General features: G+C 68.4%; 22 protein-coding genes. 9 read left to right on the forward strand and 13 right to left on the reverse strand.

What is annotated here, in order from left to right; all coding sequences use genetic code 11:
- Nucleotides 1-4: 4 nt before the first annotated feature.
- The 5 genes from mdh to D579_RS0102315 all read left to right on the forward strand — a co-directional run bounded on the left by mdh (nt 5) and on the right by D579_RS0102315 (nt 5,256).
- The gene (mdh, locus tag D579_RS0102295; RefSeq protein WP_018950985.1) at nt 5-928 is read left to right on the forward strand and encodes a malate dehydrogenase; all 924 of its coding nucleotides are present in this window, start codon (nt 5-7) and stop codon (nt 926-928) included.
- The gene (locus D579_RS0102300) at nt 912-1,868 is read left to right on the forward strand and encodes a 5'-3' exonuclease H3TH domain-containing protein (RefSeq protein ID WP_196800937.1); all 957 of its coding nucleotides are present in this window, start codon (nt 912-914) and stop codon (nt 1,866-1,868) included. The genes mdh and D579_RS0102300 overlap by 17 nt, the downstream gene beginning before the upstream one ends.
- The gene (locus D579_RS0102305; RefSeq protein WP_018950987.1) at nt 1,865-2,524 is read left to right on the forward strand and encodes a DUF1007 family protein; all 660 of its coding nucleotides are present in this window, start codon (nt 1,865-1,867) and stop codon (nt 2,522-2,524) included. Before D579_RS0102300 ends, D579_RS0102305 begins: the two co-directional genes overlap by 4 nt.
- Before the next feature lie 10 nt (nt 2,525-2,534).
- Entirely contained in the window at nt 2,535-3,077 is a 543-nt protein-coding gene (locus D579_RS0102310) for a pseudouridine synthase (protein ID WP_018168925.1), read from the forward strand.
- 121 nt (nt 3,078-3,198) lie between these two features.
- Nucleotides 3,199-5,256 carry a transglycosylase SLT domain-containing protein gene (locus D579_RS0102315; RefSeq protein ID WP_018950988.1) on the forward strand — a complete coding sequence of 686 codons (2,058 nt, stop codon included), beginning with the start codon at nt 3,199-3,201 and terminating at the stop codon, nt 5,254-5,256.
- Nucleotides 5,257-5,579: 323 nt separating this feature from the next.
- Here the strand turns inward: D579_RS0102315 and D579_RS0102320 are convergent, their stop codons facing one another.
- On the reverse strand, nt 5,580-5,963 hold the full coding sequence (locus tag D579_RS0102320; RefSeq protein WP_018950989.1) for a group III truncated hemoglobin: 384 nt from the start codon (nt 5,961-5,963) through the stop codon (nt 5,580-5,582).
- Between the two features lie 68 nt (nt 5,964-6,031).
- Here D579_RS0102320 and D579_RS0102325 point away from each other — a divergent pair, with 68 nt between their 5' ends.
- The gene (locus tag D579_RS0102325; RefSeq protein WP_018950990.1) at nt 6,032-6,940 is read left to right on the forward strand and encodes a fructosamine kinase family protein; all 909 of its coding nucleotides are present in this window, start codon (nt 6,032-6,034) and stop codon (nt 6,938-6,940) included.
- 64 nt (nt 6,941-7,004) lie between these two features.
- Here D579_RS0102325 and proC read toward each other — a convergent pair whose 3' ends face one another.
- Both proC and D579_RS0102335 read right to left on the reverse strand, forming a co-directional pair.
- Complete coding sequence (gene proC, locus D579_RS0102330; RefSeq protein ID WP_018168929.1) at nt 7,005-7,823, reverse strand: pyrroline-5-carboxylate reductase; 819 nt, start codon at nt 7,821-7,823, stop codon at nt 7,005-7,007.
- A complete protein-coding gene (locus tag D579_RS0102335) occupies nt 7,820-8,536 on the reverse strand; it encodes a YggS family pyridoxal phosphate-dependent enzyme (protein WP_018950991.1) in 717 nt (238 codons plus the stop codon). The genes proC and D579_RS0102335 overlap by 4 nt, the downstream gene beginning before the upstream one ends.
- Nucleotides 8,537-8,676: 140 nt before the next feature.
- Between D579_RS0102335 and D579_RS0102340 the strand changes: the two genes are divergently transcribed.
- Genes D579_RS0102340 through D579_RS0102350 form a run of 3 tightly spaced genes read left to right on the forward strand, consistent with a single transcriptional unit; the run spans nt 8,677 to nt 12,077 of the window.
- A complete protein-coding gene (locus D579_RS0102340; RefSeq protein WP_018145114.1) occupies nt 8,677-9,711 on the forward strand; it encodes a type IV pilus twitching motility protein PilT in 1,035 nt (344 codons plus the stop codon).
- 54 nt (nt 9,712-9,765) lie between these two features.
- Nucleotides 9,766-10,938: a PilT/PilU family type 4a pilus ATPase gene (locus D579_RS0102345; RefSeq protein ID WP_018950992.1), complete on the forward strand. Its 1,173-nt coding sequence runs from the start codon at nt 9,766-9,768 to the stop codon at nt 10,936-10,938.
- 20 nt (nt 10,939-10,958) lie between these two features.
- Nucleotides 10,959-12,077, forward strand: coding sequence for a PilT/PilU family type 4a pilus ATPase (locus tag D579_RS0102350; RefSeq protein ID WP_018950993.1), 1,119 nt, complete (start codon nt 10,959-10,961; stop codon nt 12,075-12,077).
- A gap of 51 nt (nt 12,078-12,128) precedes the next feature.
- Here the strand turns inward: D579_RS0102350 and D579_RS0102355 are convergent, their stop codons facing one another.
- From D579_RS0102355 to D579_RS0102400, 10 genes are all read right to left on the reverse strand, one after another.
- On the reverse strand, nt 12,129-13,037 hold the full coding sequence (locus D579_RS0102355) for a dihydroorotate dehydrogenase electron transfer subunit (RefSeq protein WP_018950994.1): 909 nt from the start codon (nt 13,035-13,037) through the stop codon (nt 12,129-12,131).
- Nucleotides 13,034-14,326, reverse strand: a complete 1,293-nt coding sequence (locus D579_RS0102360) for a dihydroorotase (RefSeq protein WP_018950995.1) — start codon at nt 14,324-14,326, stop codon at nt 13,034-13,036. The genes D579_RS0102355 and D579_RS0102360 overlap by 4 nt, the downstream gene beginning before the upstream one ends.
- On the reverse strand, nt 14,323-15,336 hold the full coding sequence (locus D579_RS0102365; RefSeq protein ID WP_018145119.1) for an aspartate carbamoyltransferase catalytic subunit: 1,014 nt from the start codon (nt 15,334-15,336) through the stop codon (nt 14,323-14,325). The genes D579_RS0102360 and D579_RS0102365 overlap by 4 nt, the downstream gene beginning before the upstream one ends.
- Before the next feature lie 19 nt (nt 15,337-15,355).
- Nucleotides 15,356-15,877, reverse strand: coding sequence for a bifunctional pyr operon transcriptional regulator/uracil phosphoribosyltransferase PyrR (gene pyrR / locus D579_RS0102370; protein ID WP_018145120.1), 522 nt, complete (start codon nt 15,875-15,877; stop codon nt 15,356-15,358).
- Nucleotides 15,874-16,269, reverse strand: a complete 396-nt coding sequence (gene ruvX / locus D579_RS0102375) for a Holliday junction resolvase RuvX (protein WP_018950996.1) — start codon at nt 16,267-16,269, stop codon at nt 15,874-15,876. Before ruvX ends, pyrR begins: the two co-directional genes overlap by 4 nt.
- A gap of 2 nt (nt 16,270-16,271) precedes the next feature.
- Complete coding sequence (locus D579_RS0102380) at nt 16,272-16,850, reverse strand: YqgE/AlgH family protein (protein WP_018937391.1); 579 nt, start codon at nt 16,848-16,850, stop codon at nt 16,272-16,274.
- A gap of 91 nt (nt 16,851-16,941) precedes the next feature.
- The gene (locus D579_RS0102385) at nt 16,942-17,814 is read right to left on the reverse strand and encodes an energy transducer TonB (RefSeq protein ID WP_018950997.1); all 873 of its coding nucleotides are present in this window, start codon (nt 17,812-17,814) and stop codon (nt 16,942-16,944) included.
- A gap of 156 nt (nt 17,815-17,970) precedes the next feature.
- A complete protein-coding gene (locus tag D579_RS0102390; RefSeq protein WP_018937389.1) occupies nt 17,971-18,519 on the reverse strand; it encodes a Gx transporter family protein in 549 nt (182 codons plus the stop codon).
- A 10-nt stretch (nt 18,520-18,529) separates the two neighbouring features.
- A complete protein-coding gene (locus tag D579_RS0102395) occupies nt 18,530-18,904 on the reverse strand; it encodes a NusG domain II-containing protein (protein WP_018937388.1) in 375 nt (124 codons plus the stop codon).
- The gene (locus D579_RS0102400; RefSeq protein ID WP_018950998.1) at nt 18,901-19,938 is read right to left on the reverse strand and encodes an FAD:protein FMN transferase; all 1,038 of its coding nucleotides are present in this window, start codon (nt 19,936-19,938) and stop codon (nt 18,901-18,903) included. Before D579_RS0102400 ends, D579_RS0102395 begins: the two co-directional genes overlap by 4 nt.
- Nucleotides 19,939-19,943 lie beyond the last annotated feature (5 nt).

The raw sequence follows: 19,943 nt of genomic DNA on the forward strand, positions 1-19,943 counted from the left end.
GCGCATGCAGAAGATCGCCATTGTCGGCGCCGGACGCGTCGGCGAATCCACCGCCCAGTTTCTGGCCCGCCGCGACATCGCCCGCGAGATCGCGCTGCTGGACGTGCGCGAGGGCGCGGCGGCCGGTGCCGCCCTGGATATCCAGGAGACCGCGCCACTGCTGCGTTTCGATACCCGGCTGACCGGTAGCCACGAGGCGTCGGTGATCGCTGGAGCGGAGCTGGTGATCATCACTGCCGGGTTGCCGCGCAAGCCAGGCATGTCGCGCTCCGACGTGCTGGACAAGAACGTCGAAATCCTCGACGTGATCCTGCAGGACATCCTGGTTCATGCCCCGCAGAGCCGGATCCTGGTGGTCTCCAACCCGGTGGATGTGCTGACCTACCGCGCCTGGCAGAAGACCGGCTGGAGCCGCGACCGTATCTTCGGCCAGGCCGGGGTGCTGGATACCTCGCGCATGGCGGCCTTCATCGCGCTGGAGACCGGTCTGTCCACCCACGACATCCAGGCGCTGGTGCTGGGCGGCCATGGCGATGCCATGGTCCCGATGCTGCGCTATTCGTCCATCAACGGTGTGCCGCTGGATCACTTCATGGATCAGGCCACGCTGGACAACATCGTCGAGCGAACCCGGCACGGCGGTGCCGAGATCCTGGCCCTGAAGCAGACCTCCAGCGCCTACGGCGCCCCGGCGGCGGCCATCGCCGAGATGGTCGAGGCGATCGCGCTGGATCGGCGGCGGGTGCTGCCGACCGTGGCCCTGCTGGACGGCGAATACGGCGAGCGCGACGTGGCCATGGGCGTGCCCTGCATCCTCGGTCAGGGCGGGATGGAGCGTGCCATCGAGCTGGAACTGAATGCCGAGGAACGCGCCGCCTTCGACCAGTCCATCGCCGGGGTACGGAAGGACCTTGAACGCCTCGCCTGACGCCGGCCCAGTGCCGGATGCGCGGTTGCCGACCCTGACCCTGGTCGACAGCAGCATCTTTGTCTTTCGCGCCTGGTTCGCGCGTGGCCTGGACCTGGATCCGCAGGGCCGGCCGGGCGGTGCGCTGCACGGTCTGGTGCACTCGCTCTGCCAGTGGTTGCCGGCCTGCGCGCCGGGTCCGGTGGCCTTTTGTTTCGACACCGGCCTGCGCCGGGGTTTTCGTCACCGCATTGACCCTGCCTACAAGGCCCATCGCCCGCCGGCCCCGCCGGAGCTGCGCGAGCAGTTCGCGCGCATCCGCGAACTGCTGGGCCGGCTGGGGTTTGCGACTCTGGCCGACGCGGAGTACGAGGCCGACGACCTGATCGCGAGCCTGGCCCGCGCCGGGCGCGCGGCCGGCTATCGCATCGACGTGAAGAGTGCCGACAAGGATCTGACCCAGGTGATCCTGGGCGGGCAGGACCGCCTGCACGACCCGGAACGCGGGGTCGACATGGATCGTCGCGCCATCGAGAAGCGCTTTCGCATCCGCCCCGAGCAAGTCGCGGACATGCTGGCCCTGGCCGGGGATGCCAGCGACAACATTCCCGGAATCGACGGGGTCGGACCGAAGACGGCCGCGCGTATCCTGCGCCGGTTGCGCGACCTCGACACGGTCCTGGCCGACCCGCCGGCCGTCACCCGCTGCAACATCCGTCGCGCGCCCGCCGTAGCCGCGGCCATCGCCGGGCAGGCCGACCGGCTGCGCCGCTCGCGCCGGCTGACCGGCCTCGCCGACCGTATCCCGGATCTGCCAGCGCCCGGAGAATTGCATCCGACGGGCCCCGATCCGGACGCGTCCGCCTGGCTGCACGACCTGGGTGTTGCCCCCGCCTACCACGCCCCGCTCCTGGCCGCCGCCGGCGCCTGGGGCCTGACGGATACGAGGCAGACGGCATGATGCGCCGCCTGCACATCCTGGGCGGCGTGGTGCTGGCCGCGCTCGTGCTTCTGCCGGCCGGCGTTCAGGCGCACCCGCATGCCTGGATCGACCTGCGGATCAGCTTCGAGCGCGACGGCGAGGGGCAGATCACCCATATGCTCCATCACTGGCGCTTCGACCCGACCTACGGGCAGTACCTGTACGACGATGCCCAGGAGCATCAGTCCGGCGATACGCCGGAGGCGCGCCTGCAGGGGCTTGCCACCGAGATCCTCGACAATCTGGACGAGTACCGCTGGTACAGCCACCTGGAGGTGGCTGGAGAGGCGCTCGGGATCGCGGCCGCCGCCGATCCCCGGATGGCCATGGACGCGGGGCTGCTGCACTTCCGCTTCCGGCTGGAGCTGGAGCAACCGGTCGATCCGACCGACGAGCCGCTGGCCTACCGGGTCTACGACCCGACGTATTTCATCGAGATCCTGCATCAGGACCCGCATGGCACGGAGATTCTTGATGCGTCCGGACTGGTGGATGCGACCTGTCAGGCCCGGCTCGAACGGCCGCGCCCGGATCCGGCGCTGGTGGCGCGCGCGCTGGCGCTGGACTATGGCGCCAGCGTGGATTACGACCTCGGCCAGCACTTTGCCGAACGCGTCACCCTGCGCTGCGACTGAGGCACTGGTTATGGCCCGGGTCGTATTGTTCCACAAGCCCTGGGGCGTGCTGCCCCAGTTCACCGACCCCGAGGGTCGTCCGACACTGGCCGACTACATCGCGATCCCCGGCGTCTATCCGGCCGGTCGTCTGGACCGTGACAGCGAGGGCCTGCTGGTCCTGACCGACGATGGGCGTCTGAACGCGCGTCTGACCCAGCCACAGCACAAGACCAGCAAGACCTACTGGGTTCAAGTCGAGGGCGAACCCGACGATGCCGCGTTGCATGCCCTGCGCGAGGGTGTCGAGTTGAAGGATGGCCTGACCCGACCGGCGCAGGTGGAACGCATGGACCCGCCGGACATCCCGGAGCGCGACCCACCCGTGCGTTTTCGGCGCCATATCCCGACCCGCTGGCTGGCGCTCACCCTGCGCGAGGGGCGCAACCGCCAGGTTCGTCGAATGACCGCGGCGGTGGGTCACCCGACCCTGCGCCTGGTGCGTTACCGGGTCGACTCCTGGACCCTCGATGGTCTCGCGCGGGGCGAGTTTCGCACCCTGGAGACGGGTTAAGGAGCCCTTGAAGCCCCGGAATGCCGGAACTGCCGCCCGCGTCGCGCGAAACTGGAGGATCCTCATTGCAAGCGTCCCGGTGCAGGCCGATGATAGGAAACCATTGATACGAGGGCGGGACATGCTCCAATCCAGGAACGTAATCGCCGGGCTGGCCGGCCTGTTGCTGGTCCTGGCCGCGGCGCTGCCCGCGGCCGCTGGCGAAGAAGACCTTTATGTCTTCGAGCGCAGCCTGTACCTGCTCGCCGAGCGCGCCCTGAACCGCGGCGACATGACGGCCTACCGCGCCGCGCGCAGCACCCTGACCGGCTACCCGCTGACCCCTTACCTGGATTACCGCGATCTGGCGCGCAATCTCAATCGCGCCGACCCGGATGCCGTGCGCCGCTTTGTACGCGAGCATGACGACACCCCGCTGGCAGCCCGGCTGCACGGGAGCTATCTGACGCATCTCGCGCGCGAAGAGCAGTGGGGGGCGTATCTCGAATTCCTCGATTCGGACCGTTCGCTGTCCGTCGAGCAGGACTGCAATCGCCGCCAGGCGCTGTTGGAGACGGGGGAGCCCGATGCGGCCCTGGAGGACGTGGAGTCCATCTGGCTGCACGGGCAGTCGCGCCCTTCGGCCTGCGATCCGGCCCTGAAGGCCTGGCGCGATGCCGGGGGGCTGACCGGTGAACTCGCCTGGGATCGCTTCGTGCTGGCCGTCGAGGCGGGACAGACGGGTCTGGCTCGTTACTTGCGCCGCTACCTTGACCGCGATGACCGCCCGTGGGCGGAGCGCTGGCTGGATCTGGCCAGCCAGCCCGCACGGGTTGTGGAGGCCGACTTCGACGCCGGCGCTCACCGCTCGGCGGAGGCGCTGATGGAGCGGGCCTTCACCCGCTGGATCCGCCAGGACCTGGATGCCGCCCTGGAAGGCTGGGAGAAGGACGGGCGTGATCTCGGCCTGTCTTCCGAATCGGCCGGGCGCGTGCAGCACGCCCTGGCTCTGCGCCTCGCGCTGCGCTATCGCCCCGAGGCGCTGGACTTCATGGCGGCCCTGGAGCCCGAGGTGTTCGACACCCAGTTGCGCCAGTGGCAGGTGCGCGCGGCATTGTACGAGCGCGACTGGGAGGTGGTGATGGACGCGATCCGCGCCATGGATCGCGACGTGCGCGACGAGGCGGCGTGGCAGTACTGGTATGCCCGCGCTCTGGAGCAGATCGAGTCGCTGGAGGCCGCACGCGGCTTCTACGAGCGCGCGGCCCGCGAACGCAACTTCTACGGCTTCCTGGCGGCCGACCGCCTGGGGCAGCCCTATCGCATCGGGCATCAGCCCCTGGTGCTGGAAGACGGGCAGCGTGCCGCCATGCGCACGCACGCCGGCATGCAGCGCATGCGCGAACTGGTCCGCCTGGACCGTAACGCCGAGGCCCGCCGCGAATGGACGCACGCGGTGGCCGCCATGGATACCGCAGAGCTGGAGGGGGCGGCGCGCACCTTCGCCGACTGGGGCTGGCACGATCGCGCGATCTTCACCGCGGCGCGCGCCCGCAACTGGGACGACATCGAGCTGCGCTTCCCGCTCGCCTTTGATGACCTGATCGTGGCCGGCGCCCGCGAACAGGGCATCGATCCGGCCTGGGCCATGGCGATCGCACGCCAGGAGAGTGCCTTCCTCTACGACGTCCGTTCCGGTGCCGGGGCGCTGGGTATCATGCAGGTCATGCCCGCGACGGGGCGGTCGATCGCCTCGGCGGCGGGTGTGCGCGTGAACTCCGACTGGGACATCCTCGACCCGGCGACCAATGCCCGGCTTGGCACCTACTACCTGCGGCGCAATCTCGACCGTTTCGGAGGCCACAGCATGCTGTCCTCCGCGGCCTACAATGCCGGCGCCCACCGCGTGAGTTCCTGGCTGCCGGAGGACCGCGCGATGGATCCGGATATCTGGGCCGAACTGATCCCGTTCTCCGAGACCCGCGACTACATCCGCCGTGTGTTTGCCTACCGCATCCTGTACGCGGTCCGCCTGGGGCAGGAGCCGCCGTCGCTGGCCACCCTGCTGTATCCGGTCACGCCGCAGGATGGCCTCGCCGCGAGCCGCGAACGCCACCTGGCCACACTGCCTGGCGAGGCGGGCATCACCCTCAGCCGTGCCTTCTGCGACGCCCCGGGTTATACCGACAACGCCTGCTAGTCTGCCCGCCGCGAAGCGCACAAAGCCACGAAGAAGGCCAAGGGCGGTTTGCAACCGGAAGGCTTGAAGAGCGGCAGGCGGCCGATCGCCCGGAGGGCCGAGGCCTCTGCCGACCCCTGGCGCGACGGCCTGTCAGGAGCCGATTTGGTGACGGACATCCGCCACGGGCCCTCGCCGCAGGGCATCGCCAACGGCGATCGCAAAGGCTCCAGGCACGGGGCTCGCCCGTCGCCATGCCACAATGCTCCCGGCTTCCTCTGAACCGTGCTTGACCTGGCCCTTCTTCGTGCCTTCGTGTGCTTCGTCGTGCAAACAAAGGCGGGTCAGCCGCGGATGATGTCCTCGCGCATGCGGCTGGCGATGCCGTCGGCCAATTGCTGCCATTCGGCCGCCAGAGGTGGCTCCAGGTGCTCCTCGGTGGTGGCCTTGAAGTGGCGCATCCAGACGGCCAGGTCGGCCTCGGTCAGGTTCAGCGGTGCGTGCTTGCCGACCATGTCGATGGTCGGCGGCTGTTCCAGGCGCCCGCCCAGGTTCATGTACCAGAAATCGGCGATGCGCTTCACGTGATCCGGAAAGTCCTGGATGCGCTCGAAGTGATGGCCGATCTGGGGGTCGGCCGACAGGCGGCGGTAAAAGTCGTCGATCACCGCGCGGATGCGCTCGGCGCCGATCTTGTCGCACAGAGGTTCGAGCTTGCGAAAGGCCATGGGGGTCTCCTGACGGATCCTGCGACAGCCGGTAACCTGCACACTGACATGGAACCCGGATGCCAAGGATGAACCAATTCGATCCAACGGGCCCCGATGCCGTGACGGCTGCGGTGGCCCAGTGTATTGCCGACCATACCGGAACGCCCTTCGACCCAACAGGAAGCCAGGCCTGTTCCGGGGGCTCCATCAATCAGGCGCAGCGTTTCACCGGAAGCGACGGGCGGGCGTTCTTCGTCAAGCTGAGTGGGGGCGACGGCGCTGCGATGTTCGCGGCCGAGGCGCGCGGCCTGGAAGAACTCGCGCGCTGCGAACGCCTGAAAATCCCCGCTGTCGTCGGCACCGGATCGGCGGGCGGCACGCACTTTCTGGTGCTGGAGAACCTGGCGCTGGGCGGCCCCCGCGACGGGGTGGCTCTGGGGCACGGGATTGCCGACATGCACCAGAAGACCCGTCCGCGCTTCGGGCTGGATCACGACAATTTCATTGGCAGTACGCCGCAACCGAATACCGAGCACGACGACTGGGCGGCGTTCTACCGTGATGAACGTCTGGGCTTCCAGCGTCGGCTGGCGCGGGAGCGTGGGGCGGCGGGATCGCTACTGGGGGCGCTGGAGGAGCTGGAGTCCTCGCTGGGCGGCTTCTTTAGCGACTATCAGCCGGTACCCTCCCTGCTGCACGGCGACCTGTGGAGCGGCAACTGGGGGTTCCTGGCGGATGGCAGCGTGACGATCTTCGATCCGGCGGTGTACTACGGCGACCGCGAGGCCGACCTGGCGATGATGGAACTGTTCGGTCACCCGGGCCAGGACTTCGTCGCCGCCTACGAGGAGATCCTGCCCATCGACCCCGGCTATGGCGTGCGGCGCACACTCTACAACCTCTACCACATCCTCAATCACGACCACCTGTTCGGCGGCGGCTATGGCCCCCAGGCCGAGCGCATGATCCGCCAGCTGCTGGCCGAACTGCGCTGATTGCCCCACCACCAACCGCTCTTGGGCGGCCCTTCCTTCGTGCGTTTCGTGGGGGCTCAGGGTTTCAACGCCCGAGTTCGCGCGAGCGTTCGGCGGCTGCGGTCATGGCGCGGCGCATCAGGTCGCGCAGGTCGCCGTCTTCCAGGACCTGCAGGGCGCGTTCGGTGGTGCCGCCCGGGGAGGTGACGCGATGGCGCAGCTCCGCGGCGCTCTCGTCGCCCTCTGCGGCCAGACGGGTGGCCCCGGCCAGGGTGCCCAGGGTCAGTTCCAGTGCGGTATCCGCCGGCAGCCCCAGTGACTTCGCGGCCTCCTGCATCGCCTCGATCATCAGGAAGACGTAGGCCGGTCCGCTGCCGGAGGTGGCGGTCACGGCGTGCATCTGCTCTTCGTCCTCCACCCAGATCGCGCGGCCCACCGCCTCCAGCAGCCGGGTGGCCGTGGCGCGATCCTCGGGGCTTGCGGTGGGGGCGGCGTAGAGTCCGGTGACCCCGGCGCCGACCAGGGCCGGGGTGTTCGGCATCGCGCGGACCAGGCGCGTGGCGTCGCCCAGCCACCCGGCCAGCTGGGTGGTGGTGGTGCCCGCGGCTACCGAGATCACCAGCGGTTGACCCTGCTGCACCGCATCGCGCAGCGTCGGGGCTAGCTCCGGCAGGGTCTGTGGCTTCACCGCAAGCACCAGGGTGGCGCTCTGGGCCGCCAGTTCGGTGGCGCTACCACTGGCGAGCCCCGGGTATCGCGCCTGCAAATCGCGTACGCGCTCGGCGCCCTTGTCGGCGATGGCGATGCGTTCGGCGGCATGGCCGGACTGGACCAGTCCCTGAAGCAGGGCCTCGCCCATGTTGCCGGCCCCGACGAAGCCGACCTCGAAGCGGTGTTCCGTCATGTGGATTCCTTTGGTTTGGATTGGCGCGGGCCGAACAGGGCGGTGCCGATGCGCACGATGGTTGCCCCCTCGAGAATGGCGGCCTCGAGATCGCCCGACATCCCCATGGACAGCGTATCCAGCGAATGGCCCCCTGCGTTCAGGGTATCGCGCAGGGCGCGCAGGCGCGCGAAGGGTTCCCGCTGTAGCGGGGTGTCGTCGGCGGTGGCCGGAATGGCCATCAGTCCGCGCAACGCGAGGCCGGGCAGGTCCTGCACTGCGGCGGCCAGGGCGGCGACCTCCCCGGGTGCGACGCCGGCCTTTTGCGGTTCCTCGCTGATGTTGACCTGCAGGCATACCTGCAGCGGCGGCATGCCCTCCGGACGCTGATCCGACAGGCGCCGGGCGATCCGCTCGCGGTCGACGGTATGCACCCAGGCGGCGCGTTCGGCCACCGCGCGGGTCTTGTTGCCTTGCAGCGCGCCGATGAAGTGCCACTCGAGGCCGAGTGGCGCGGGTGCGGCCTCCAGGGTGTCGTACTTGTCCACCAGCTCCGGGGCGTAATTCTCGCCGAAGGCGGACTGTCCCAGCGCATGCAGGGCACGGATCTCGTCCGCACCGCGGGTCTTGCTGACGGCCAATAGACGGACCGAATCCGGGTCGCGTCCGGCCTCGCGGCAGGCGGCCTCGATACGGGCTCGAACGGTGCTCAGGGCATGGTCTGGTGTGGTCATTTCCCTATGATATAGTCCGGAAGAACACAAGGTCACCGCGGATTTTCGCGCGGGCCTTCATAAGCGACAGGGGGTGGTGGTCGTGGCTGCCACCAGGGCGTTGGCGCGGGTCGGCCTTACGCCCGACAACAGGGGGATGCATGGATATCACGCAGTTGCTGGCCTTTTCGGTCAAGAACGGGGCCTCGGACCTGCACATCTCCGCGGGCATGCCGCCGATGGTACGTATCGACGGCGACATGCGCCGGGTGAACGTGCCGGTCATGGACCACAAGGAGGTCCAGGGCCTGATCTACGACATCATGAACGACCGCCAGCGCAAGGACTACGAGGAGTTCCTGGAGACAGACTTTTCGTTCGAAATCTCGGGGCTGGCGCGTTTTCGTGTCAACGCCTTTAACCAGGACCGGGGCGCAGCGGCGGTCTTCCGTACCATCCCCTCCAAGGTCCTGACCCTGGAAGAGCTGGGTGCCCCGCGCATCTTCGAGGAGATCTCGGACTATCCGCGCGGTATCGTGCTGGTGACCGGCCCGACCGGTTCGGGCAAGTCCACCACGCTGGCGGGCATGGTCAACCACCGCAACGAAAACGACTACGGGCATATTCTCACCATCGAGGACCCGATCGAGTTCGTGCACGAATCGAAGAAGTCCCTGATCAACCAGCGCGAGGTACACCGCGACACCCACGGCTTCAGCGAGGCCCTGCGCTCGGCCCTGCGCGAGGACCCGGACACCATCCTGGTCGGCGAACTGCGTGATCTCGAGACCATTCGCCTGGCCCTGACCGCGGCCGAAACCGGTCACCTGGTGTTCGGCACCCTGCACACCAGTTCGGCGGCCAAGACGATCGACCGCATCGTCGACGTGTTCCCGGCGGCCGAGAAGGATATGGTGCGGGCCATGCTGTCGGAGTCGCTGCGTGCGGTCATCGCGCAGACCCTGATGAAGAAGATTGGCGGCGGGCGCGTCGCGGCGCACGAGATCATGCTCGGCACGCCGGCGATCCGGAACCTCATCCGCGAAAACAAGATCGCGCAGATGTACTCGACCATCCAGACCAGTTCCGGCTCCGGCATGCAGACGCTGGACCAGTGCCTGAAGGACATGCTCGCGCAGGGCGTGATCAGCCGCGAGGACGCCCGCCGCAAGGCCAGCAACCCGGATTCCATCTGACCACCACGCCGCCGATGCGCTTGACCGTCGGACCGGGTACCAAGGGAGAACGCCATGGATCGTGACAAGGCGATCAAGTACATGCACGACCTGCTACGGGCCCTGGTGGACCGGGGCGGGTCGGATCTGTTCATCACGGTGAGCATGCCGCCGGCGGCGAAGATCGACGGTCGCGTGGTGCGGATGACCGAACAGAACCTGACGCCCTCGCATACCCAGGCACTGGTTCGCTCGATGATGAACGACAAGCAGTCGGCCGAGTTCGAGCGCCACCAGGAGTGCAACTTCGCGATTGGCTTGCAGGGCGTGTCGCGTTTTCGCGTAAACGTCTTCACCCAGCGTGGCAGCCCGGGCATGGTGCTGCGAACCATCAATTCCGTGATCCCGAAGTTCGAGGACATCCAGATGCCGCCGCAGCTGGAGAAGATTACCCAGGAGCGTCGTGGCCTGGTGATCTTTGTCGGCGGCACCGGCTCGGGCAAGTCGACCTCGCTGGCGGCCATGATCGGCTATCGCAACCGCACGACAGCCGACCACATCGTCACCATCGAGGACCCTATCGAGTTCGTTCACGAGCACGCGATGAGCATCGTCACTCAGCGTGAAGTCGGGGTGGACACCGAGAGCTACGAGATCGCGCTGAAGAACACCCTGCGCCAGGCGCCGGACGTGATCCTGATCGGCGAGATCCGCGACCGCGAGACCATGGACTACGGCGTCGCCTTCGCGGAGACCGGGCATCTGTGCCTGTCCACGCTGCATGCGAACAGCACCAACCAGGCACTGGACCGCATCATTAACTTCTTCCCCGAGGACCGGCGCGAACAGCTCCTGATGGACCTGTCGCTGAACCTGAAGGCCGTGATTTCGCAACGCCTGGTACGCAAGGAAGGCGGCGAGGGCCGGGTGCCGGCGGTGGAGATCCTGATCAACACCCCGCTGATGGCCGACCTGATCCTGAAGGGCCAGGTGCACGAGATCAAGGAGCTGATGTCCCGTTCCCGCGAGCAGGGCATGCAGACCTTCGACCAGGCCCTGTTCGACCTCTACGAGCATCGCCACATCAGCTACGACGAGGCCCTGCGCAACGCCGACTCGGTGAACGACCTGCGCCTGCGCATCAAGCTCGACAGCCAGCGAGCCCAGGACGACGGAGCCCCCGCCGTAACGGATGAGGGCGAGGGCCTGTCCGTGGACGAGCGCGCCGAGGACTTCAACCTGCGCTAGTCGTTGGGGAAACAGAAAACATGAGCCAGTTGCAGATCGAGCCCTACCTGAAGTTGATGGCCCAGAAGGCCGCCTCGGACCTGTTTTTTCTGACCGGCGCGCCGGCTAGTATCAAGGTCGACGGCGCGCTGCAGCCAATCTCGCGCAAGGCGCTGGCGCCCGGTCAGGCCGAGAGCATTGCGCGCGAGATGATGAGCGAGCATCAGGCGGAGATCTTCGAGCGCGAGACGGCCGTCAACTTCGGCCTGTCGCGTGAGGGCCTGGGGCGCTTTCGCGTGAATGTCTATCGCCAGCGCGGCGAGGTCGCGATGGTGATCCGCTTCATCCGGGTCTCCATCCCGACCATCGAGCAGCTCGGGCTGCCCGAGGTGCTCAAGCAGTTTGTGGCCTACAACGACGGGCTGATCCTGATTGTCGGGGCCACCGGCACCGGGAAGTCGACCACCCTGGCGTCGATGATCGATCACCGCAACACGAACCAGAGTGGGCATATCCTGACGGTCGAGGATCCGATCGAGTTTCTGTTCAGTCACAAGCGTTCTATCGTCGGTCAACGCGAGGTCGGGATCGATACCCCCAGCTACGACCACGCCCTGCAGGAGGGCATGCGCGAAGCCCCGGACGTGATCATGGTCGGCGAGGTCCGCTCGCGCGAGACCATGCGCGCGGCGCTGACCTATGCCGATACCGGGCACCTGGTCCTGACCACCCTGCACGCGACCAATGCCACCCAGGCCCTGGATCGAGTGATCAACCTGTTCCCCGAGGACAACCGCCCGCAGATCCTGTCGGACCTGTCACTGAACCTGCGTGCGATCGTCGCCCAGCGCCTGCTGCAGACCAAGGACGGGCGACGCGTTGCCGCGCTGGAAATCCTGGTCAACACGCCTTACATCTCCGAGCTGATCCGCGACGAGAAGATCAGCGAGATCAAGGAGATCATGGCCAAGGGGAGCTCCGTGGGCATGCAGACCTTCGATCAGGCGATCGTCAAGCTGTTCAAGACCGGCGACGTCATGCTGGACGAGGCCCTGAACAAGGCGGATTCGCGCGCCGATCTCGAGTGGCGCCTGAACTTCGGGGGCGGGGTCGCCTCCGCCGACGAGACCGAAGAAGAGTTGAAGCTCCCCGACCGGTAGGAGCCTGTTCGCAGGCGAAGTCCCTGCCAAAGCCGGTTCCGGGATTTTGCTTCAGGCGCTCGTCGGCTCCGGGAATACATCGGCGGCCGCGAACACCGGGCCGTCCACGCAGACCCGTTTCATCGCTACCCCATTCGGAGTGCGCACCGGTACCGTGCAGCCGGCACAGCCGCCTACCGCGCAGGCCATGAACTCCTCCAGCGAAACCTGGCAGGGGAGATCGAACTCCGCGGCCAGTTCGGCACAGGCGGCGAGCATCGGATGGGGGCCGCAGGCGAAGATTTCCACTTGGGCGCGCTCCTCGGGTGCGAGTCCGGCGAGCCAGGCGCGCCCCAGGTCCGTGACGAAACCGTCATAGGCGCCCGGCAGCCCGGCCTTGGAGGTCAGGCGGCAGGCGACCCCCCAGTCTTCCAGCAGCGGCAGGGTCGCGATTGCCCCGTCCGGCAGGCCCGACCAGAGGATCTCCGACGGGCGGGCATGAAAGGGAAACGGCACCTCGGAGCCCAGCACCGCATGGGTCTTTCCCGCCTCGCCCTGAAGATGCAGGCGGTGGGCGAGGAAGATCATCGGGGGGATGCCGACCCCGCCCCCCAGCAGCAGGCGCCTCGGACGTTCCGGATTCAGGCGAAACGGCTGGCCAATCGGGCCCAGCACGCTGAGGGTATCGCCCTTAGCCTGCTGCGACAGGGCGCGCGTGCCGTCACCGACCACCTTGTAGAGGAACTCCACCCAGCCGGCCTCGCGGTCCACGCGCTGGATCGACAGCGGGCGGCGCATCAGCAGGCGCGGGGCGCATTGCAGATGGGCAAACTGCCCGGGCTGTGCCGCGTGGGCGCATTTGGGCGCGGAGACCCGCAGGATCCATTGGTCCGCCCCTGCGTCGTGATGGTCCAGGATGCGGCCTTCCTCCTGGAAGATCGTGCCTCGGTGGTTCCGGTCGGCAGTTTGGGTCGTGCTCATGCGGTGTCCTCGGCGGGGCGGGTCCAGACCGGGCGCCCGGCGACCCAGGTCTCGCGGACCTGTCCGGCGAAGGTCCAGTTGAAGAAGGGCGTGTTGTGGCCTGCGCTCAGCCAGTCTTTGCGGCGGACCTCGTGCATTGCGGTCGGGTCCCACAGCACGAAGTCGGCGCGCGCGCCCGCGCTCAGGTGTCCCTGGGCAAAGCCGAGGATATCCGCCGGCCCGGTGGTGACCCGGGCCAGTGCGTCGTGCAGGCTCAGGAGTCCATCCTCGACCAGGCGCAGCGTCAGCGGCAGGAGGGTCTCCAGCGCCGAGATGCCGGGTTCGGTGCTGGCGAATGGGCCCAGCTTGCCATCCGGTTCATGTGGCTGGTGGTCGGAGCAGATCGCGCTGATGTCGCCGCGCGCGACGGCCGCGCGCAGGCCGTCGCGGTCGCGCTGGCCGCGTAGTGGCGGGATCACGTGGCAGTTCGGGTCGTATTCGGCGACGTCGACCTCGGTCAGGAACAGCTGGTGGGCGGCCACGTCTGCGCTCACCGGCAGACCGTCGGCACGCGCCTTGGCGATCATCTCCGCGCCGCGGCGGGTCGACAGCCGGGCCACGTGGACCCGCGCCCCGGTCTGCTCCACCAGCGCCAGGATGGCGCCCAGCGCCGCGGTCTCGGCGGCCTCGGGAATGCCGGCCAGCCCCAGGCGGGTGGAGACTGCGCCCTCGTGCATGCAACCGGAGCCGGTGAGGGCCGGGTCCTGCGCCGAGAGCACGATGGTCAGCCCGAAGGTGGTGGCGTATTCCAGTGCCCGGCGCAGTACCAGCAGGCTGGCCAGTGGTTTGCTCGCGTTGCTGACTCCGCGTGCGCCGGCTTGCATCAGGGCGGCCATCTCGGCCAGCTGCTGGCCCTCCAGCTGATGGGTCAGCGCGCCGAGTACGTACACGCGTACGCCGCAGGCCTGGCGGGCGCGGCGATTGATCAGCTCGATCTCGGCGGGCGAGTCGATCGGCGGCTCGGTATCCGGCGGGACGACTACGCTGGTAATGCCGCCGCGGGCCGCGGCCAGGGTCTCGCTGGCGACGGTGGCCTTGTGTTCCTGGCCCGGTTCGCGCAGGCGCGCGGCCAGGTCGATCAGGCCGGGGATCAGCCAGAGCCCGCTGCCGTCGATGCGCCGGCGCGGCTCGAAGCCGTCCGGGATCTGGCCGCGGGCGAGGATCTCGCTGCCCTGCACGCACAGCGCCCCGACCGTGTCGAAGCCGTCCACCGGATCGAGGATGCGGGCGTTCTCGATCAGCACGCTCATGCCTGGTGGGCCCCCATGACCATGGACATCACCGCCATGCGCACCGAGATCCCGTAGGTCACCTGTTCGAGGATCACCGAGTGCGGTCCGTCGGCCACGGCGGATTCGATCTCCACCCCGCGGTTGGCGGGGCCGGGGTGCATGACCAGGCAGGTCGGGTGCGCCAGTTGAAGCCGCCGCGAGGTCAGGCCGAACAGCTGGTAGTACTCGTGTTCGGAGGGCAGGTGGGCGTGTTCCATGCGCTCGCGCTGCAGGCGCAGCATGATGATCACATCGACGTCTTTCAGGCCGGCGTCGAGGTCGTTGTAGACGTGTACGCCCAGCTGGTCGACATCCGCCGGCAGCAGCGAGCAGGGCGCGACCACGCGGACCTCGCCGGTCTGCAGGATGTTCAGCGCGTGGATCTGCGAGCGCGCGACCCGCGAATGCAGGATATCGCCGACGATCGCGACCTTGAGCTTGGTGAAGTCGCCCTTGTGGCGACGGATGGTGAACATGTCCAGCAGCGCCTGGGTCGGGTGCGCGTGGCGGCCGTCGCCAGCGTTCAGCACGCTGATCCCCGGGGCTACGTGGCGAGCGATGAAATGGGCGGCCCCGCTCTCCTCGTGGCGCACGACGAACATGTCGACATTCATCGCCTCGATGTTGCGCAGGGTGTCCAGCAGGCTCTCACCCTTCACTGCCGAAGAGGTGTTGATGTTCACGTTCAATACATCGGCGGACAGGCGCTTGGCGGCCAGCTCGAAGGTGGTGCGGGTGCGGGTGCTGGCCTCGAAGAACAGGTTGACGATGGTCTTGCCGCGCAGCAGCGGGACCTTCTTCACCGCCTTCTCGTTCATGTTGGCGAACGATTCGGCGGTGTCCAGGATCTCGGTCAGGAGCTCCCGGTTCAGCCCTTCGATGGTCAGCATGTGGCGCAGCTGGCCGTCATCGGTCAGCTGCAGGCGGTTGGGCAGCGGGCCCGGTTCGGGCAGCCGCGCGCCGGGGTGGGCGATCTGGGTCTCGGTCATCCGTTGTGCATCCGGCGGGTCAGGCCTTCAGGTCCTCGGGATCGATCGTCACCCGTTCCAGGCGCAGTGGCTCGGGGCCGCGCAGCTTGATCTGTTCGGTCTTGCCGAGCTCCATGTGGGCGCCAACGATCGCCGCCGCGATCGGCAGCTCGCGCCCGTCGCGCTCGACCAGCACCGCGAGGGTCACCGAGGCCGGGCGGCCATAGTCGAACAGCTCGTTCAGCGCCGCGCGGATGGTGCGGCCGGAGTACAGGACGTCATCCACCAGCAGCACGTGTTCCCCGTCGAGATCTTCCGGCAGTTCCGACGGGCGCACCTGCGGGTGCATGCCTATACGCGAGAAGTCGTCGCGGTAGAAGCTGATGTCCAGCTTGCCCAGTGGGCGCTCCACCCCCAGGCGTTCGCGCAGGTGCTCCGCGATCCAGACCCCGCCGGAATGGATGCCGACCACGATGGGTGCGGCGATCCCGTGGGTCTTCAGGTAGTGGCGGGCCTGCTCGGCCATGTCGTCGAGCAGGGTCGGGACGTCCGGTGTCGTCATGATGCATTCTCCAGAAACCAGCCTTCGAGGATGACCGCGGCGGCGTGGGCGTCCAGCCCCGGGTCATGGCGTCCCGGCCGGCGTCGCTCGCGGGCCAGATGAGATGTCAGGTGCTCGTCGCACCAGTATACCGGTTGCCCGTAGCGCTCTTCGAGCGTGCGGGCAAAGGCGCGGATACGTCGGGCCAGTGGTGTGGGCTTGCCGTCGGCCTGGGTTGGCCAGCCGACTACGAACCCCTCCGGGCTCCATTCCGCGACCAGGGTGTCAATCGCGGGCCAAAGATCGGGCGCATCGCTGGTGAGCGTGCGCAGGCCGCGGGCCGAGCCCATGATCTCCTCGCCCACCGCGACCCCGATGCGGCGCCGCCCGTAGTCGAAGGCCAGCAGTCCCACCGTCAGGCGTGGCCGGAGGCCGAACTGATCAGGTTGACGTCGATGCCGATCAGTTCCGCGGCGGCGCGCCAGCGCTCGGCGCTGGCGCGATCGAACAGGATGTCCGCGTCGGCGCGAGCGGTGAGCCAAGCGTTATCGGCCAGCTCGCTTTCCAGTTGGCCGGGGCCCCAGCCAGCGTGCCCCAATGCGACCAGAACCCGGCGCGGCCCCTGGCCCGCGTTGATCGCCTCGAGGATGTCGCGCGAGGTGGTCAGCACGATGGAGTCGGTGATGGGCTGGCTGCCGCGCCAGGTCTGCTCGGCGGAGTGCAGAACGAAACCGTGTTCCGGCTGCACCGGGCCGCCGCGATAGACCGGCATCTCCGGCAGATCCTCGCCGGGTTCCAGCTCCACATGTTCCAGCAGCTCGCGCAGGGAGAACTCGGTGGGCTGATTGATGACCAGGCCCAGCGCACCTTGTTCGTCGTGATCGCAGATATAGGTGACCGCATGGCTGAAATAGCCATCGTTCAGGCTCGGCATGGCGATCAGGAAGTGATCGCGCAGGCAGTCGGGCTCGTGACGGGCGGGCGTCGGCTTCATGCCACCAGTATCGATGCTGACTCTGCAGGTCGCAAGGAAGGCCGGGCCGGTTTTCCCGATCCCGTGTGCGGCGCCGTTAATTCGTGTCTCCCTAGCGGATCTGTTCTATCTGGTCGCGGCGGAAGGCCCAGGTGCGGGTAATCACCAGTTCGTCGTATTCCTCGCGCATCGCCTCGGTGAACGGCGCGTACGGGGCCGCCAGCTCCACGATGCGGATGGCGGCCTGGTCCAGGACCGGCTCGCCCGAGCTGCGGGCGACCTCGATGTTGATCAGTTCGCCCTCCGGGTTCAGGCGGACCGACAGGACCAGGGTCCCGGAGAGACCGCGGCGCCGCGCCTCGTCCGGATAGTTCACGTTGCCCAGGCGTTCCACCTTGTTGATCCAGGCCTGCAGATAGGCGGCTTCGGGGGCGCTGCGCGCGGCCAGGCTGTCTAGATAGCGGGTGCGGCTGGCGCGGGTGGAGAATGTCTGGCGCTCTTCCGCCGGTGCCGCCCGCGCGCTCTCCAGGCCTCGGTTCATCAGGGTCGCGGCGGAGGGCCGGTCCTCGGCATCGGGGGATTCCAGCGGCTCGGGGTCGGCGACCTCGGGGGGCGTGGCGCGCTCGTCCGGAGTGTCGGCGGTGACCTGCTCCGGTTCCGGCTCGGGCTCCGGGAGCGCCGGGTCCATGATCAGCGGGCCGGCCTCCGGCAAGGGTGCGTCGAGGCCCTCCGGCTCGGGCTCGCCGATGCCGGCATCCTCTGCATCCGGGGCCTGCGCCTCGCGGACCTCCTCGCCTTCACCGCTCGCAGCCTGGTCGCGGGTGGCGATGTGCTCGACCTCGTCGTCCAGTTCTGGTGGCGGGGCATCGGGATCGGTGACCCAGGTAATGTCCAGGGGCTCGCGGGTGGGTGCCTCGATCGGATCGACCGCGAAGCCGATCCCCAGGATGATCAGCGCGTGCGCGACCACCGCGAGGAAGATCATGGTCCCCAGGTGGTCCTGTACGCGGGGCGCCTCCGGTGGGGACGTGCCGGCTGGCCGTCCGGCGAGGGCGTTCGAAGCGGTATTCGCCGTCATGACCCCTCCGGCCCACAGCGGACGCACACGGCCCCGGGGCCCGTGGGGCAGGCCGGACTGGCGCTAATCATTGGGCGTGGGGTTGTGGACATGGCGCTGGATTCGCGGGTCGGCGAGTACGTGGGCGGTCAGTATACCGGTCAGGCCGCCGGTGATCAGGGCGGCGAGCAACAGTGGCGGTAGCACCAGCGGCAGGTTGGGGTGCGGGATGATGATTGCCCAGGCGAGCAGAAACTGCCCGGTGATGTGAGCCATCGCGGCGGCGATGGCCAGGCCCACCGGGCCGACATGCCGGGGGGCGAAGGGGCGCAGGGCGGCCAGCAGGACGAGGCTCGCCAGGGCGCCGGCCAGCGACAGCCAGAATGCCGGGCTCAGCAGGGTCCCCAGCAGCAGGCTGCTGCCGACCACCCGGATCAGGGTGACCGCGACGGCCGCGCGCCAGCCGAGGACCAGCAGGGTGATCAGGGTGACGATGTTGGCCAGGCCCGGCTTGATGCCCGGGACCGGGCTGGGGATGGCGGCCTCGAGGATCTGGATCCCGATGGCAATGGCGGCCAGCGCGGCGATCGCGCGGTCGCGGGTGTCGGTCCCGGCCTGCGGGGCGCCGGTCATCGTGGGCGCATCAGTAATGCAGGCTGTCGAAGCCCGGTTCCGTGCCGAGGACCTGGAGGGTCAGCCGGTTGGGCAGGCTCACGGCGACCTCGCCGTGGGCCTGCAGCCAGCCGCTGGCCTCGCAGATGTTCTGGCGCCCGGGGGAGTCGGCGCAGCGGGCCCGGCCCGGTTCGATCTCGATGTGGGTGATCCCGGCCGGACCGTGGATCTCGAGGACCCGGGCCCGATCCAGTGGCTCGTGCTGCGGGGTGGCCCCGGCCTGGCTGATGATCAGTACCCGGGCCTCTCCCGAAGGGCTGTAGGCGAAAACGAAGGCCGCGACTACGACCCCCGCAGCCAGAGCCCCGATCAGGGTGTCGCCCCAGCGCAGCAGCCTGTGGTTCACGGCAGTTCGCGCACCACGAACGGCTCCCGGTCGGGGCCGGGTTGCACGCGCTCGGCGAGCGCCGGCGTGGCCTCGATGCGGTCGCCGAGAACCACCAGGGCCTGCTCGACGCCCATCTTGCGGGCGTACTCCGGCCAGGCGTCGGGCCCGGCGATCATCAGCGTGGTGGCGGCGGCATCGGCCAGCGCCGGATCGTGGTGGAGCACTGTGGCGCTGTCGATTCCCTGGCTCGGGTGGCCGCTGCGCGGGTCGATGACGTGGTGGATGCGCTCGCCTTCCCACTCGTAGCCGCGCTCGTAGTCGCCGGAGGTGAACAGGGCCTCGCCGGCGTCCAGTTCGATGCTGCCAAGCACGCCGCCATGTGGATGACGGATGCCGACCCGCCAGGGCCGTTCGCTGGGGCGGCCCAGGGTCATCAGGTCGCCGCCGGCGTTGAAGATCGCGGCCTCGACACCGCGTTCCGCCAGCAGCTCCAGTACGCGCTCCACCGCCAGGCCCTTGGCCAGCCCGCCGAAGTCGAGCTGCAGGTCCGGGTGCGTCCCGCGCAGGCGTACGCCGTTGCGTTCGATGTCCTGCATGCGGGGCGGGTCGTCCAGCAGCTCGGCCAGGGTGGCCTCGTCCGGGGGTGGGCCGCCGGGTTCGTCCTGATGGAAGCCCCAGGCGGCGACCAGCTTGCCCAGTGCGGGGTTGAACAGGCCGTCGCTCAACGTCTCCATCTCGCGGCCGTGCTCGATTAGCGGCAGCACCGACGGCGGGGCGCTGAACTCGCCCTGCAGGGCGAGTAGCTCGTTGGTGCGCCCGAGTGACCCGGGTTCCCATGCATGCCAGGAGGTATGCAGGATTTCCAGTTCCTCCTGAACCGCGGTTCCGATCGCCTCCACGTCATATTTGCCGGCCGGGTAAAGGCTGAGATCCACCAGCGTGCCGAAGGCGTAGAAGCCAAGCTGTTCCGTATCCGGTTCTTCGCGGCCGCAGGCGGCCAGGAGGGCGGCCGCGAGCAGCAGGGGCAGGGTTCGAATCAATACGGAGCGCATGCCGC

Origin of the sequence: Thioalkalivibrio sp. AKL12 (assembly GCF_000377925.1) — a bacterium.
Lineage (GTDB): Bacteria > Pseudomonadota > Gammaproteobacteria > Ectothiorhodospirales > Ectothiorhodospiraceae > Thioalkalivibrio > Thioalkalivibrio versutus.

What these genes read in the sequence shown, in the direction of transcription:
- D579_RS0102380 (WP_018937391.1), bottom strand. Translation starts at nt 16,850, where the DNA reads ATGAAGCCGACGCCCGCCCGTCACGAGCCCGACTGCCTGCGCGATCAC.
- D579_RS0102340 (WP_018145114.1), top strand. Translation starts at nt 8,677, where the DNA reads ATGGATATCACGCAGTTGCTGGCCTTTTCGGTCAAGAACGGGGCCTCG.
- D579_RS0102390 (WP_018937389.1), bottom strand. Translation starts at nt 18,519, where the DNA reads ATGACCGGCGCCCCGCAGGCCGGGACCGACACCCGCGACCGCGCGATC.
- D579_RS0102305 (WP_018950987.1), top strand. Translation starts at nt 1,865, where the DNA reads ATGATGCGCCGCCTGCACATCCTGGGCGGCGTGGTGCTGGCCGCGCTC.
- D579_RS0102355 (WP_018950994.1), bottom strand. Translation starts at nt 13,037, where the DNA reads ATGAGCACGACCCAAACTGCCGACCGGAACCACCGAGGCACGATCTTC.
- D579_RS0102360 (WP_018950995.1), bottom strand. Translation starts at nt 14,326, where the DNA reads ATGAGCGTGCTGATCGAGAACGCCCGCATCCTCGATCCGGTGGACGGC.
- D579_RS0102335 (WP_018950991.1), bottom strand. Translation starts at nt 8,536, where the DNA reads ATGACCACACCAGACCATGCCCTGAGCACCGTTCGAGCCCGTATCGAG.
- pyrR (WP_018145120.1), bottom strand. Translation starts at nt 15,877, where the DNA reads ATGACGACACCGGACGTCCCGACCCTGCTCGACGACATGGCCGAGCAG.
- proC (WP_018168929.1), bottom strand. Translation starts at nt 7,823, where the DNA reads ATGACGGAACACCGCTTCGAGGTCGGCTTCGTCGGGGCCGGCAACATG.
- D579_RS0102400 (WP_018950998.1), bottom strand. Translation starts at nt 19,938, where the DNA reads ATGCGCTCCGTATTGATTCGAACCCTGCCCCTGCTGCTCGCGGCCGCC.
- mdh (WP_018950985.1), top strand. Translation starts at nt 5, where the DNA reads ATGCAGAAGATCGCCATTGTCGGCGCCGGACGCGTCGGCGAATCCACC.
- D579_RS0102310 (WP_018168925.1), top strand. Translation starts at nt 2,535, where the DNA reads ATGGCCCGGGTCGTATTGTTCCACAAGCCCTGGGGCGTGCTGCCCCAG.
- D579_RS0102315 (WP_018950988.1), top strand. Translation starts at nt 3,199, where the DNA reads ATGCTCCAATCCAGGAACGTAATCGCCGGGCTGGCCGGCCTGTTGCTG.
- D579_RS0102325 (WP_018950990.1), top strand. Translation starts at nt 6,032, where the DNA reads ATGAACCAATTCGATCCAACGGGCCCCGATGCCGTGACGGCTGCGGTG.
- D579_RS0102365 (WP_018145119.1), bottom strand. Translation starts at nt 15,336, where the DNA reads ATGACCGAGACCCAGATCGCCCACCCCGGCGCGCGGCTGCCCGAACCG.
- D579_RS0102385 (WP_018950997.1), bottom strand. Translation starts at nt 17,814, where the DNA reads ATGATCTTCCTCGCGGTGGTCGCGCACGCGCTGATCATCCTGGGGATC.
- D579_RS0102350 (WP_018950993.1), top strand. Translation starts at nt 10,959, where the DNA reads ATGAGCCAGTTGCAGATCGAGCCCTACCTGAAGTTGATGGCCCAGAAG.
- D579_RS0102345 (WP_018950992.1), top strand. Translation starts at nt 9,766, where the DNA reads ATGGATCGTGACAAGGCGATCAAGTACATGCACGACCTGCTACGGGCC.
- D579_RS0102320 (WP_018950989.1), bottom strand. Translation starts at nt 5,963, where the DNA reads ATGGCCTTTCGCAAGCTCGAACCTCTGTGCGACAAGATCGGCGCCGAG.